The organism is Arthrobacter sp. AOP36-A1-22 (assembly GCF_052377615.1).
In the GTDB taxonomy this organism is placed as follows: domain Bacteria; phylum Actinomycetota; class Actinomycetes; order Actinomycetales; family Micrococcaceae; genus Arthrobacter_H.
This window is the reverse complement of record NZ_JBQSWX010000039.1, coordinates 1-13830: the sequence shown is the minus strand read 5'-3', so window position 1 is coordinate 13830 and position 13830 is coordinate 1. Positions and strand designations below refer to the sequence as shown.

General features: G+C 64.6%; 11 protein-coding genes and 1 pseudogene. 8 read left to right on the top strand and 4 right to left on the bottom strand.

The features are described from left to right. Window positions 1–8 precede the first annotated feature (8 nt). Together ACT3S2_RS15300 and ACT3S2_RS15295 are read left to right on the top strand one after the other, a co-directional pair. A complete protein-coding gene (locus tag ACT3S2_RS15300) occupies window positions 9–359 on the top strand; it encodes a hypothetical protein (RefSeq protein ID WP_444555691.1) in 351 nt (116 codons plus the stop codon). Window positions 360–497: 138 nt separating this feature from the next. Next, window positions 498–935, top strand: coding sequence for an OsmC family peroxiredoxin (locus ACT3S2_RS15295; RefSeq protein ID WP_444555692.1), 438 nt, complete (start codon window positions 498–500; stop codon window positions 933–935). Window positions 936–1016: 81 nt separating this feature from the next. Here the strand turns inward: ACT3S2_RS15295 and ACT3S2_RS15290 are convergent, their stop codons facing one another. Both ACT3S2_RS15290 and ACT3S2_RS15285 read right to left on the bottom strand, forming a co-directional pair. Next, window positions 1017–4562, bottom strand: coding sequence for a S41 family peptidase (locus ACT3S2_RS15290; RefSeq protein WP_444561876.1), 3546 nt, complete (start codon window positions 4560–4562; stop codon window positions 1017–1019). Window positions 4563–4607: 45 nt separating this feature from the next. After that, window positions 4608–6320, bottom strand: coding sequence for a serine/threonine protein kinase (locus tag ACT3S2_RS15285; protein ID WP_444555694.1), 1713 nt, complete (start codon window positions 6318–6320; stop codon window positions 4608–4610). Between the two features lie 103 nt (window positions 6321–6423). On the opposite strand from ACT3S2_RS15285, the gene lipB reads away from it, so the two are divergent. The 3 genes from lipB to ACT3S2_RS15270 are packed head-to-tail and all read left to right on the top strand — an operon-like array spanning window position 6424 to window position 8901. Beyond that, a complete protein-coding gene (gene lipB / locus ACT3S2_RS15280) occupies window positions 6424–7107 on the top strand; it encodes a lipoyl(octanoyl) transferase LipB (protein WP_444555695.1) in 684 nt (227 codons plus the stop codon). Further along, window positions 7104–8111 (top strand): lipoyl synthase, encoded by a 1008-nt coding sequence (lipA, locus tag ACT3S2_RS15275; RefSeq protein ID WP_444555696.1) that lies wholly within the window; start codon window positions 7104–7106, stop codon window positions 8109–8111. The genes lipB and lipA overlap by 4 nt, the downstream gene beginning before the upstream one ends. A gap of 28 nt (window positions 8112–8139) precedes the next feature. Then, entirely contained in the window at window positions 8140–8901 is a 762-nt protein-coding gene (locus ACT3S2_RS15270; protein ID WP_444555697.1) for a DUF4191 domain-containing protein, read from the top strand. A gap of 365 nt (window positions 8902–9266) precedes the next feature. On the opposite strand, the pseudogene ACT3S2_RS15265 reads toward ACT3S2_RS15270, so the two are convergent. Continuing rightward, window positions 9267–10836: pseudogene (locus ACT3S2_RS15265) on the bottom strand (IS1182 family transposase). A 339-nt stretch (window positions 10837–11175) separates the two neighbouring features. On the opposite strand from ACT3S2_RS15265, the gene ACT3S2_RS15260 reads away from it, so the two are divergent. Together ACT3S2_RS15260 and ACT3S2_RS15255 are read left to right on the top strand one after the other, a co-directional pair. Continuing rightward, window positions 11176–11418: a hypothetical protein gene (locus ACT3S2_RS15260; protein WP_444555698.1), complete on the top strand. Its 243-nt coding sequence runs from the start codon at window positions 11176–11178 to the stop codon at window positions 11416–11418. 27 nt (window positions 11419–11445) lie between these two features. Next, the gene (locus tag ACT3S2_RS15255; protein WP_444555699.1) at window positions 11446–12279 is read left to right on the top strand and encodes an IS110 family transposase; all 834 of its coding nucleotides are present in this window, start codon (window positions 11446–11448) and stop codon (window positions 12277–12279) included. 150 nt (window positions 12280–12429) lie between these two features. On the opposite strand, the gene ACT3S2_RS15250 is transcribed toward ACT3S2_RS15255, so the two are convergent. Beyond that, a complete protein-coding gene (locus ACT3S2_RS15250; RefSeq protein ID WP_444555700.1) occupies window positions 12430–12921 on the bottom strand; it encodes a hypothetical protein in 492 nt (163 codons plus the stop codon). A 534-nt stretch (window positions 12922–13455) separates the two neighbouring features. On the opposite strand from ACT3S2_RS15250, the gene ACT3S2_RS15245 reads away from it, so the two are divergent. Continuing rightward, a partial coding sequence (locus ACT3S2_RS15245) for a hypothetical protein (protein ID WP_444561875.1) occupies window positions 13456–13830 on the top strand: 375 nt, incomplete at its 3' end.

Genomic DNA, 13830 nt, shown 5'->3' with positions numbered 1-13830 from the left:
CTGTCCCCATGAACTTCATCCTCACATTGCTCATCTTCGTGCACATTCTGGGCGCGGCCGCGATCTTCGGCGGTTGGCTCGCCTCCTTCAAGACCCCCACGGTCGGCCTCTGGCAGTGGATCGGGGCCATCACCCAGGTGGTGACCGGCATCCTGATGTTCGGCCTGCTGGAAATGGGGGACGGCGAACCGAACCGGATCAAGCTGGGCGTCAAGCTCATCATCGCCCTGGGCGTTCTCGTCGCGGCATGGATCGGTCGCAAGAAGGTCAAGAACCACGAAGTGGTGCCCACCGGCATCGCCCACGGCGTCGGCGGCCTGGCCTTGATCAACATCGCCATCGCGGTGCTCTGGGTCTAGGCAGTACCTCCAGGACCCCCGGTATACACCGGGGGTCCTTTGCTGTCCGGAGTCATGTTCTTGCCCCGATCGCCGGGAGACATAGGATGGAGATGGCGCCCGGAACCGGTCGCCCAGCTCAGATGTGGAGGAGTCACCATGGCTACAACCCGTACCGCCCGCACCGTTTGGAACGGCGATCTTTTCTCCGGAAGCGGTCAGACGTCTTTCGAGACGTCCGGTATCGGCACCTACGACATCACGTGGAAGGCCCGCTCCGACCAGTCCGAGGGCAAGACCAGCCCCGAGGAACTGATCGCGGCAGCGCACGCCTCCTGCTACTCGATGGCACTCGGCGGCGCGTTGAAGGACGCGGGCTTCACCGCTGATTCGATCGAGACCAGTGCCGAAGTTGATTTCGACACGACCAACGGTCCGCTGATCAGCGAGATCCGCCTGACCCTGAAGGCCACGGTCCCCGGCATCGACGAGGCCACCTTCAAGGAAGCAGCACAGGGCGCCAAGGAAGGCTGCCCCGTCTCCAAGGCCCTGGCCTCGGTGCCGAGCATCAAGCTCGACGCCACGCTGGTCTCCTAGCTTCCAGCCCGACCAACGACGAAGGGCGCCGGAACCAACCATGGTTCCGGCGCCCTTCGTCGTTGGTGCATCCCGGGGTGGTCAGTCCCCCGCGGCATCCTGCGGCCGGGCCGGCAGGGGGCCCGGTTCCCTGGAAGGGTACCCCTCACGTTCGGGCGCCCGGTGCGTCGGGATCTCATGGAGCATTTCCTTGAGCACCATGATCCCGTGCTCGAGTTGCGGATCGGTTCCGGCCAGATGGGCATGCGGAGGGAACGGCACCTCGATATCCGGATCAACACCCCGGTTCTCCACGCCCCAGCCCACGCCACCGGTGAACCAGGTGGCGTAGCGCGGCTGCGTGACGCCCGTTCCGTCGGCCAGGTCGAATTCCCCGTCGATGCCGATGACCCCGCCCCAGGTGCGCACGCCGACCACGGGGCCGATGGCCCGCAGTTTGCTGACCTGCGTGATGATGTCCCCGTCGGAGCCGGCCCATTCGTCGGTGAGGATGACCACCGGCCCGCGGGGGGCACTATCCGGGTAGGTCCACGGTTCCTGTTCGCGGGCCACCGACCAGGCGGTCACCTTCCGTGCGATGACTTCGGCCACCAGTTGGGAGGTATGCCCGCCGCGGTTCCGACGTACGTCGATGAGCAACGCGTCCCGCGAGGCTTCCTGGTCGAGGTCCCGGAACAGTTGCGCCCACCCCAGCGGCATCATGTCGGGGATATGGAGATACCCGAACAGTCCCTGGGACGCCTCACGGACTTCCCGACGATTCCGTGAGACCCACTGGTGGTACCGCAGGCGCTCTTCGTTGCGGACCGGGACGACCCCGACCCGCCGGACCTCGCCGGGGGCCCGTGAGGACGCCCCGTCGCGGACGGTGAGTTCGATGGGCTTACCGCCGGTTCCCTGCAACAGGATCGCCGGTCCGGACTCGGGGATGTCGACCCCGTTGATCGCCAACAACTCGTCCCCCGCGCGCACCCCCACCCCGGGGGCGGCCAGGGGGGCATGGGCCTGCGGATCGGAGGACTCCCCCGCCAGCACGGTTTCCACGCGCCAGCGGCCATCGACCCGTGCCAGATCCGCGCCGAGGAGGCCTTGGCTCTCGGCACCTTGGATGGGTTCGGGGGTCACATAGGCATGGGACGTGCCCAGTTCCCCGTGCAGCTCCCAGAGCAGGTCCACGAGATCGTCGTGGCTGCCCAGGCGGTCAACCAGCGGACGATAGGTTTCGGCCACCGCATCCCAGTCCCGTCCGGCCATGTCCTCGACCCAGAAGAAGTCCCGCTGCAGCCGCCAGGCTTCGTCGAAGGCATGGGCCCAGACCTTCGAGGGATCCAGGGCCACCCGGATCCGGCCCAGATCGATGTCCTGGGTGTCCGCGGAGTCCGACTCGGCTGGTTTATCCGTCGCCACGGCCCGCACGGTGCCGTTGTGGACGGCGACCAGACGCTTGCGGTCTCCACTGACGAGGAACGCCTCCGCGGCTTCCAGAAGCGTGGTGAGTCGTTGGGTCTCATGATCGAAACGTTCCAGCCTCTGGGATTCGGCCTCGGCGTCGGGGGCCCGGCCATCGCCGGTGACGCCGGTCGAGACATCGGTCAACCACAACAGGCCCCCTTCGACGGCCACCAGGGACGTGTAGCGGCCCTGGGCGACGGGGACCGCGAAGAGGCGTGAGGGAAGTCCCGCACGAACCACGGTGGTCTCCGGTACGGCTGAAGCCGGGTCCTGGTCGCTGGATCCGGTGTCCTTCCCGGCCTCGTCCCAGGTGGCTTCGGTTCCGTAGACCCGTGGTCCATACAGCGACGGCGTCCGGTCGTCCAGCGCCAACAGGAACGGTTTCGTCGATGCCGGGAAGGACAGGTCGAATCCGTGCGTGTCATACAGCGGGTCGAAGCTGCGGTCGGAGAGGAAGGCCAGGTATTTTCCGTCCGGGGTGAACGACGGCGCATGGTCGCGGAATCGACCGTCCGTCGCCTCGATCGGTTCCGCGGACGGATCCTCGGTGGAGACCAGCAGCATGCGGCTGCGGGCCCCGAACGTGGCCACCGGCTCGGTGAAGGCCAACCACCGCCCGTCAGGGGAGAACGCGAGCCCTACGGCCGCTCCCTGACCGCCGGCACTGATCTGGTGCCACGTCGAGGTTTCCGGCTCCAGCAGGTAGGTCTGCCCGGCTTCGGTGGACACGGCGATCCAGCGGGCATCCGGCCCGGCCACGAGGCTGCGCACGCGGTGTCCGGCCGGCAGCTCGAAGCGTTTCGGGCCCGGCCCGGTGGCCGGGTCCTCCTTCGCAGGCGATTCGACGGATGAGTCATCCTCGGTGGCCGGGGCAGTCACGACATCGTGTTCCTTCCCTGCGGCCGCCACCGGGGCCGGCAGTCCGGCACTTCCCGCTGCGCTGACCGGTTGGGGAAGGTCCCCGCCGTCGTCATCCGCCTCTCCGGTCTCCCCGTTCGTCGGGGCCTGCCCCGCTCCCGAGCCGACACCGGCACCCCCGTCCTCAGGGGCTCCCCCGCTGCCCGCGTCGGCAGGGTAGCGCCGTTCGAAGGCGTCCAGCTCCTGGAGGTGGATCGCTTCCTCACCCTCCTCGTCGGCCACGTAGAGCACCCGGTCGGCCCCGACCAGGCTGCCTAGCCGCGCCCTGACCCCGGGGGTCGATTCGATCGTGCGGGCCGGGCCCCGACGGTGGGTCAGCAGATGCAGCGTTCCGTGGCTTTCGATGACACTGGCATTGCCGCGGTGATCGGGCGTGGCCCGCACCAGATGTGCCGCGACGTCCAGGGCCGTCGGCTGCCTGCCGTGCCCGGCCGATCCGAGGGTGATCTCCAGTTTCCGGGGGGCTGCGTCCAACCCGTCAAGCACCCAGAGCTCGCCGGCGGATTCGAAGACCAGACGTTCCCCGTCGGAGGACAGATGCCTGGCGTAGTAGCTCTCATGGTCCGTGTGGCGCCTCAGGTCACCACCGTCGGGGCTGACCGAGTAGATGTTGCCGTAGCCCTCATGGTCCGACAGGAAGGCAATCCGCTGGTCGATCCAGACCGGGTCGCACAGGTTTCCATCAACGTCCGGAATCAGGCGGTCAAATTCCCCGCCACCATCCCGATCGATCCAGAGCTTGCCTGCCGTCCCACCGCGATAGCGCTTCCACCAGGCGGGTTCCCGGCTCAGGGCGCTGCCCACCACCAACGGGCGTTCATCACCGACCGACGGCCCCCAGGCCAGTGAATCAACCGGCCCGTAATCCAGCCCCTCGCCCACCGACCCATCCAGTGGAACGGTTCGAGCCCAGGTCAGTCGTGAATCCGCCTGGTCCTTGGAAGTGACGGCCACGACCTGGCCGTCGGGGGTGTACCCACGGTTCTTCGTCGACGGGTGGCCCCAGTAGGTGAGTTGACGGTAGTCACCACCATCGACGGAGGCAGCCACGATCTCCTGACTGGCCCCGTTGCGGATGGTCCAGGTGAGCGTCTGCCCATCTGCGGAGAACCGGGGGTTTCGTGCCGGCAGACCCTGCGCTGAAAGGCGCCAGGCACGGCCGCCGGCCAGAGGGACGAGCCAGACATCATCCTCGGCGACAAAAGCCACGAGTTCGGCGGAGACGTGCGGGTATCGAAGGTAGCAACTCAAACTCATGAAGCGATCCTACCGATCGATACCGGTGGCGTCACCGCAGGGGAATCATCCGTGGTTCCCCGTACCCCTCGAAGCGTCCTCGACGGAGACGATCAGCCACCCACCGTGGACACGCTCCAGCGTCAAGATGATGTCCTGCACTTCGGGCCCGGGGGTGCTCTGGATCGTTGCCCCGTCGGCCCCTACCACCTGGTAGGAGCTCATGGTGCTGGTGGCCGCCACGGCCACCTGTTCCTCATCGGTCCCCGGGTTGATCCTGACATCGGATAAACGCGTCTTCAATCCGCGATAATGCAGCCCGCGGGACCGCAGTTGACTGGTCACCGCCAGATCCGGGCCCAGCGAGTCCCCTCCCCCTGCGTGGACTTGCCGCAAGGCATCAGCATCGGCTCCCGCCAAGGCAAGGTCCCTCCTCTCCGTCAGGGCCCGGGCCGCCTGGAGTGGATCCTCGGGAACCGGGGTGGAGAAGACCGACGCCTCGAGCACCTTCTCCGGTAGAACCCACGGCGGCTGCGTGGCGTCGCCCCCTTCGCTCGCCTCCGCATCCGTTCCGTCCTGTTCATGGGCCGGCCTCGAGACATCCGGGCCGGCCTCCGTCGCCGGGTGGGCCACCGGGGCGGGCTGGGGGCCCCAGCCGCCCCGGGTGGCAACCATGAGACCCGCGACGACCAGACAGAGCAGCACCCCAATCGCCGGGATCACGGCCCACCGCCGGCCCCGCCGAGCCCGGCCCCGGGCTCGATCGGGCTGGGGGTGGCGGTCGCCCCGTCCACGACGGGCGGGACGTCCGATTCCCCGCGGCCCCGCTGCCCCGCTGCCGGGGTGTCGCTTCCGGCCGCGCCCGAGGGTGGCCAGCCCACGGAACCACTCCCTCGGGCCGCGGCCCACCCTGCGCGTGGCCGGATCCGCAACGACATGGGTGACCATCTGTCCCAGGGCCTCGGGCCTCACGGCTTCTCGAAGGTTCACCGGCTCTGGTGTCGCGATCCGGAAGATCCGTCGCCCGAATTCCTCGGCTCCGGGCCGCTCTTCCTCGTCTTCGGCCAGCCCCGATTCAAGTAGTTCCACCAGCTCCGTCGGCACCCCTCCCAGCAGGCTGGACAATGGTGGTCGCTGATGGGTGGGCCCGGCGACCCGCCCCGTCACCATGTACCAGGCCAATGCCGCCAAGGAATATACGTCCCGGGCCGGTCGCAGCCGTCTGCCTCCGGATTCCTCGGGTTCGGAACTGGGAGCCCGGAAGCCGGGGGTTCCGGATTCGTCCTGCCGTCCACCCACCAGCACGGCCAACCCCAGATCACCAAGTTTCGGTTTCCCCGCCGCGGTGAACAGGACATTGCCCGGGGCGATGTCGCCATGAACGGCCCCATTCCCATGCAGGAACGCCACGGCTCCGGCCACGGGGGCAAGGACCGTCACCGTCTCGCCCAGCGTCAATGGTCCGCGGGCAGCGATCAGGTCCGCCACCGAGCCGCCCGGAAGGTACTCCATCAGGATGCCCTCGCCGTGATCGGTCGGGACCGCACCGATCAACTCCACGATGTGTTCATGACTCATCGAGGCCAGGGCCTGGACTTCCTTCGAGCAGCTGCCTTCTTCCCCACCGTCCTGGGCAGCGGCAACCTTCAGAGCGGCACGGACCCCCGTATGACGTTGCCTGACGACATATACGGTTCCGCTACTTCCTCGCCCGAGTTCGTGTTCAAGTGCCCAATCCTTCAACTCTGGTCGACGTCTCCACTCGTTCGGTGCACCCATCCTCCATTTCTATCGAATGTCGCGCTGACCTGCAGAAGTTATCCACAGCAACGGATTCGACCCCAATTCGAACCTGCCACCGACGGCGAGTAGCGTATGGCGCATGACCATCTCCTTCCAGCGGCTGGGCTTCGCCCCGGACTACGTTGATTACCAGGAGGCCTGGGACCTGCAACGCCGGATCCACGATGAAGTGGCTGCCCGGATGCATGGGCCAGAAGTCCTCCTACTCGAGCATGCCGCCGTCTATACGGCCGGCAAACGCACCGAACCCCAGGATCTGCCGGTTGATGGAACCCCCGTCATCTCCGTGGACCGCGGGGGCAAGATCACCTGGCATGGCCCCGGGCAGCTCGTGGGCTACCCCATCGTCGAACTGGCCAACCACTCCGGCATCCGCGACTACGTCCACCGGCTCGAGGAGATGCTGATCAACGTCGTCGCCGACTTCGGCATCACCGCACAGCGGGTCGATGGCCGGGCCGGAGTCTGGGTCCTGGGCACCGACGGCGCCCAGGACCGGAAGATCGCCGCCATCGGCATCCGTGTGGACCATGGAGTGACCATGCATGGTTTCGCGCTGAACTGCGATAACGACGACGACGCATTCTCGCGGATCATCCCCTGTGGCATCACCGATGCCTCCACGACAAGCATCACCGAAGAATGCGGCCGAACAGTCCGCACCCTGGACGTGCTCGACCGGGTCCAGGACGAACTGACCCGCCTACTCGAACCAGCCATCAAAACGAACACCCCCATCGCCGATGAAGGAGCCCTACTGTGAGCCTCGCCCCCGAAGGACGCCGCATGCTGCGCATTGAACAGCGCAACTCGGCAACCCCCGTGGAACGTAAGCCCGAGTGGATCAAAGCCAAGGTTGAAATCGGCCCTGAATATGTCGAGATGAAGAAGCTCGTCAAGGACAAGGGCCTGAACACGGTCTGCGAAGAGGCCGGCTGCCCGAACATCTTCGAATGCTGGGAGGACCGCGAAGCGACCTTCCTCATCGGCGGCTCCGAGTGCACCCGTCGCTGCGACTTCTGCCAGATCGACACCGGAAAGCCGGCCGCCCTGGACCGTTCCGAACCCTTCAAGGTCGCCCAGTCCGTGAAGCAGATGGGTCTGCGCTACGCGACCGTGACCGGGGTGGCCCGCGACGACCTCGAGGACGAGGGAACCTGGCTCTACGCCGAAACCGTCCGCCGGATCCACCAGTTCAACCCGGGCACCGGCGTCGAACTGTTGATCCCCGACTTCTCCGGCAAGAAGGAATACCTGGACGAGATCTGCGCGTCGGCCCCGGAGGTATATGCCCATAACGTCGAAACCGTCCCGCGGCTGTTCAAATCGATCCGTCCTGCTTTCCGCTACGAGCGCTCGCTGGACGTCATCCGCCGGGGGCACGACAACGGGATGATCACCAAGTCGAACTTCATTCTCGGCATGGGCGAAAACCCCGAAGAAGTCGTCGATGCCATGAAGGACCTGCACGAAGCCGGCTGCGATCTGCTGACCATCAACCAGTACCTCCGCCCGTCCGAACGGCACGCCCCCGTGGACCGTTGGGTAAAGCCCCAGGAATTCGTCGAACTACAGAAGCTCGCGGAGGAAATCGGCTATCTGGGCGTCATGGCCGGACCGCTGGTGCGCTCGTCCTACCGCGCCGGACGCCTCTGGGCGGGCGCCATGCGCAAGAAGGGTCTGCCCATTCCCGAGGACATGGCCCATATCGAGAGCTCCGGAACGACCAAGCAAGAGGCAGCCACTCTCCTCGCTGCCCAACAGTAACTCGCCGATCACGTAGAATTGGACCACTATGGCCAGAACTTCTAACTCCCCCGCAGACGACGGCGCCAAGCCCAAGCGTTCGTTGTTCTCCCGCAAGCCCAAGGCCGAGAAGGCCGCCAAGGAACCAGGTCGGCTGAAGCAGCTCGGCCAGGTCTTCCAGATGACCCGGCGTAATGACCCCAACGCCGTGTGGTGGATGGTCCTGGCATTCTTCGGCATCATCGCCGTTGGCCTGGTCATCGGACTGGTGATCAACAACTGGATCACCACACTGCTCGTCTCCATTCCGCTGGGCTTGCTGGCAGCATTGCTCATCCTCTCCCGTCGTGCCGAGAAGGCCGCCTTCAAGCAGCTTGAAGGCCGTCCGGGTGCCGCCGGCGCATCCATGTCCGTCTTGAAGCGTGGCTGGATCCTCACGGAACAACCCGTGGCGGTCAGTCCCAAGACCCAGGACCTCGTCTTCCGCGGCATCGGTCGCTGTGGGGTCGTGCTGGTCACCGAAGGGCCGACCCACCGGGTTCGCCCGCTAGTGGATGCCGAGCGCAAGCGAATGAACCGTGTCCTGCCGAACGTGCCGATCCACGTCATCAACGCGGGTTCGAACGATGGACAGACCGGTTTGGGCGATGTGTCCAAGAAGATGAAGAAGTTCCCCAAGACGCTCAATAAGCAGGAAGTCCATGCCGTGGACATGCGTCTGTCCACGTTGGGCAGCGCGAAACTTCCCATTCCCAAGGGCATCGACCCCAATAAGGCCCGCCCTGATCGCCGTTCAATGCGCGGGCGCTAAAGAACGACTACGCAAAAGTGCCGGTTTCCTCCACGAGGGAACCGGCATTCTTCATTTGAGGTGGGACCGCACGCCAGCGGTACCCACCCATCTCGTTGCCGATGGCGGCGACGCCAAAGGAGCGATCCCCGACGGCCGGCACCCGGTGTTCGGCTAGTAACAAGGCTGTGCACCAGGAGACTGCTGAACTAAGTGGAATTGGAGCGACCGTTTTGCGCGTATCGACGTGTGGGACGGCTGCTTGCATCATCCGGGGCGGGAATCTGGGAGCCCTTCCTGGTTCTCGGCACTGGCCGTGAGGTCCTGAAGGGCTCTTCAGGGGCCCCAGAGGCCGTTGTGGGAGCGGGCCCCGGGCCCGGACGGCCTCAGACGATGGTCCATCCGGTGTTTGCGCCGGTCACCCGAGTTTCAGGAGACGTTTCAGATTCACTGCCCCGGCCCGTAGCCTCCACCAGGCATCGTTCTTTGCCATGCCCCGATACCGTAGTCGCCGGTTCCCGCGAGTCATCCAGGCAATGGAACGCTCGACCATCGGCCGATGACGCCGGTAATCGGCAACGAACCCGGGACCCACCGCTTCGGCCCGGTGGGCCCGCATCAACTCGTGTTCGGGATGCCGATCGATCTTCCGTCCGCTTTCGGAGGTGGTGCACCGGTCCCGCAGCGGGCATCCCCGGCATCCGGCACCGAAGGTCGAGTAACCCCTTTGCCGAAATCGTTCGGGCGAGCCCGTTGGGGCAAGTGAGCGTGTTTGCAGCCGGGTCGTAGGTGAACTCGTCGATGGTGAACCCGTCGGCAATAGCCCGGTTCAAGGGCTTGGGCTTGATCAACGCCTGATGCCCTGAACCAGCCAGGGACTTCAGCATGGACGCCGAACCGTAGGCCGAATCGGCCAACACCTGCACCGGTGAGACCCCGATGCTGTGGTCTTCCCCGAGCAGGGCGGCGCCGGCGGCCGGGTCGGTGGAGTCCGGCCCGGTGGCCATGGTCAACTTCGCCGCAGTCACCAACCCGGTATCGGGCTCGATGATCAGATGGCCCTTATAACCATCACGGCGTTCCTGTCGGGTCTTGTGCGCGTGGCGGGCCTGGGTGTCCACGGTGGAGATCAGCCGGTCCGGTGCGACCTTCCGGGCGATCCGCCACCTCCCGTCCGTGCCGTCGGGTCCCTCGGCCGGTTCCACGTCCTGCCCGGAGACCAACGCGAGCAAACCGTATGCTTCGGCGGCCTTCGAGTCCACTTCGAGGGTGTCGGGGGCCACTGCTGCGAGCAGGGCGATCGCGTCGTTGACCAGCGCCGATACCAGTTCTTGTTTGGCATACTGGTCATCCTAGGCAATATCTGGTTTGCCGGTGCGCTGGTAGTCGCAGCCACGCGTGTGGGCGGCGACGAGGTCCTGGCCGGCGGGGATATCGGGGCCGTAGCGGCGGATTGAAGCGATCAGTTGGGTGATGGTGTCTTGCCGGGCGACGGCATCGTCGAGGACCGTGGAGTCCAGGGCGCGGCGGCGTTTACCGGCCAGGATGCCGGTAGCAGTGACTGCTTCGCCGATCGCGTCCATGATCCGGTGCGGGTTCGGCGAGGCGGCCAGGCGCTTGCGCCAGTACGTCAGTGTCGAGGGATGGAACGCGGTTCCGGTCAGCTCGGAACCGCAGGCCGCTTTCCATCGCGGGTCAGACGTCAACGCCTCGGCCGTTTCGCGGTCAGAGAGCCCGTGAAGGGCCTGCAAGACCATGACCGAGCCGATCACCGGTGCCGGGGATCGAGGGCCGACCACGCTTGGAGATGAAAAGGTCCTCCATCATTGAATCCGGGAACAGCTCCTGCCGGTTTCCGGCGAGGAACGCGAAGGCGCTTCCCGGGGCCAATAGTTCCCCGGCCAACGCCTCCACGTCCAGATACTGCCGCTGTGAATCCTGTTTCCCTGCATGTATCCAGTCTTAACGACCGGCAGCGCAAGTCCAGCAGGCGCGCCTTAAACCCTCGAAATCGTTCAGCAGTCTCCTAGGCCGGGGACGCCCCATCTGCCCCGTCCAAGGTTCGGGGGAAAGGACATCTTGGAAAGACCGGCCTTGTATCTGATCACGGCTTCCCTGGGCGGAACTGCTGGTGGTCTCGGGCTAGACAATATGCAGTGAGCGTCGCGGTGGCGTCGTAGGACTGGAACCCCGAGTTCAAAGCTAGGCGTGGATTGCCAGCCCTGCGGTCTTTCCCGTTCAGCCGGACGGGTGTGGACTGGTAGAGCCACATTTGAACGTCTGGAGGTTCCAGTCATGAATCAGCGTACCTACGTCGGTCTGGATGTCCATGCCCGCTCCATCCTGGGCTGCGCAATCGTTCAACGCACCGGCGAGATCAAACGCCAACGCCTGGCCGGAAACAACACCGGAGTCGTGGACTGGATCAAAGGCCTGAGCCCTCCGGTCCGCGTCGTCTACGAGGCAGGCCCCACCGGCTTCGGTCTCGCCCGTGCCTTGGAGACGCCAGGGTTTACCTGCGTGGTCGCCGCCCCCTAGAAACTCCGACATCCGGCCGGGGATCGGGTGAAGACCGATGCCCGGGATGCGGAGCATCTGGCACGGTTGAACCTGCTGGACCAGTTCACCGCGGTCGCGGTCCCCGACTCCGCGCGGGAAGCTGCCCGGGTTCTGGTCCGTGCTCGTGAGGACGTCCGTTCCGATTTGATGCGGCCCAGGCACCGACTCTCCAAGCTATTGCTGCGCCACGGGATCGTTTATTCCGGAGGCACTACGTGGACGAACGGGCACCATACGTGGCTGCACCAGCAGCACTTCGAGGATCCTTCCCTGCAGGCTGCTTACGTCACCTGCCTGGAGACGGTGGCAATGACCTTTGATCGAAGGAACCGCCTCGATGTCCGGATCGCGGCCCTGGCTGAGACTGAGCCCTACGCCGAAGTCGTTCACGCTTTGATGTGTTTGCGTGGAATCAGCGTACTGACCGCGTTCGGGTTAGCCGTCGAGGTCGGGGACTGGAACCGGTTCACCGGCAAGACCATCGGCGCCTACCTAGGCTTGGTGCCATCGGAGCATTCCTCAGGGGCATCGCGTTCCTTGGGGTCGATCACCAAGACCGGGAACACCCTCGCCCGTCGGCTGCTGGTCGAGGCGGCCTGGAACCACCGGCGAAATTACCAGCCCACCAGGGAGATGCAGGCACGTTGGGAAAAAGCCGACGAGGCTTCCCTTGTTCGTGGGCATCAGGGTAATCACCGGCTGCGTCGCCAGTGGGAGAAGTTCGAGGCCCGCAAGAAGCGCCGGGTGATCGCCAACGTGGCCGTCGCCCGGGAACTGGCAGGTTGGTGCTGGTCCCTGTCAGCACCAGTGCAACGGGAGCACCCATGGCCAGCTGAATAGGGAAGCGTTCCGTCGCCTACCGGTGATCATCCGGCCTGGCAGCGTGGAGGAAATCCGCGATACACCTATGGGCCACCGGCGCTTGTCGGTGATGCCCGATATTGCTAGACCAGCGGTCATCCTCCAGCCGAACACCTTGTCCTGCGGTAATCAATCCGCGTATATCAGTCTGACAGCGCCGTCGTAGAAGACGCGCCAGCCCAGGACCACCACCAGACGACGGGAACGAAAAGAGCGGTCCACGACAACCAGCCGCGGACCGCTCACCTCTGCCCCTTGACAACTCGTAGCTACATATCGGTGGTCGACTTCCAAGGCGGTCTCGCCGAGGGCCCGGCCCAGGTTGGCCGCGGATAGGCAGCAGAACCCGATCTCGTAATGCTGCCAGCCTGCGACCCATGCGATGAACGTGGACCAGTGGCCGCTGCGACTGGTGAACATGTCGCGATGTTCCCTCATGAGGGACACGTGGTTGTCCCACATGTCCGCCGGGATCCCACGGACTTCGCTACGTGCCCGTTCGAGGAGGTAGGGGGTGGACTTCCAGGTTCGGCAACTGCGTAGCCAGGGGAAGAGGGCCTTGCAGCCGGGGTGTTCGTTTTGGTGGTTCGACTGCTGTGGCGTTGCGCTGTGCTGTTCCATGCCTTTAGGGGGTGCGGACGCTTCACCGTGTCCCGCCGCACCCCCTGTTCCGGCATCACCATTTCGTCGTCTGGACATTATTCTCTCAGGACACCGCCGATACCACTTAACGGCCCGCAGGAGGGTGTGCGACAGGCCTATGTACTTTATAAATTAATTAGTTATAATTCATTCTGTGACTAGCATGAACCACAGCGTCGTGGCTCCTACCGCTGTTAGTTGCCTGATGTAGGGGGAAACAATGTCGAACACGAAAGTCGAAATACGCATCACAAAGATTCACTGTGGCAACACCGAGGATGTTACCGGCCCCGATGAATTGTATTTCACGAGCATGTTAACCGATGGCTCTGCGGAAAAACTCAGGCCGAAGTCGTCGGGATAATCTCGATCAAAGACAACCAACACAAGTACCCAAACGCGCTGATCTATAGCGACATTCTCGCTAATGACCGGTCCATTCGCGGCGGAGTTGTAGCCTTCGACGAAGATAGCAGCAAGGACTGGGCGAACAAGCCGAAATGGATCGAGAAATTGAAAGATGGTGTAATCAAAGGCCTGAAGGCTTCAGGACACCCCGTGGCTGTCAGCGGGGGCGAGATCTTGGATTGGGGATATAAGATCGCCGACGCAATCATCAAGGCTGATAAAGACGACAAGCTTGGCGAAAAAGAGCTGGAAGTGTCTGCGTCCGGGCCCGAAACGGAAAAGATCACGTGGCATTTCTCGAAAAAGGGAGACTGGTTCGGATACTCGAGCTGGAACTACACGGTCGATTTCGAAATAGTCCGAACCCCGGTTTCAACGGCGGACGAGACGTCGAATACGCTCTACCAGCGGCACGACAGCGGATTCATCTGGCGCTACACCGGAACCCCGATGACCGGCTGGCAGAAACTCGACAACAAC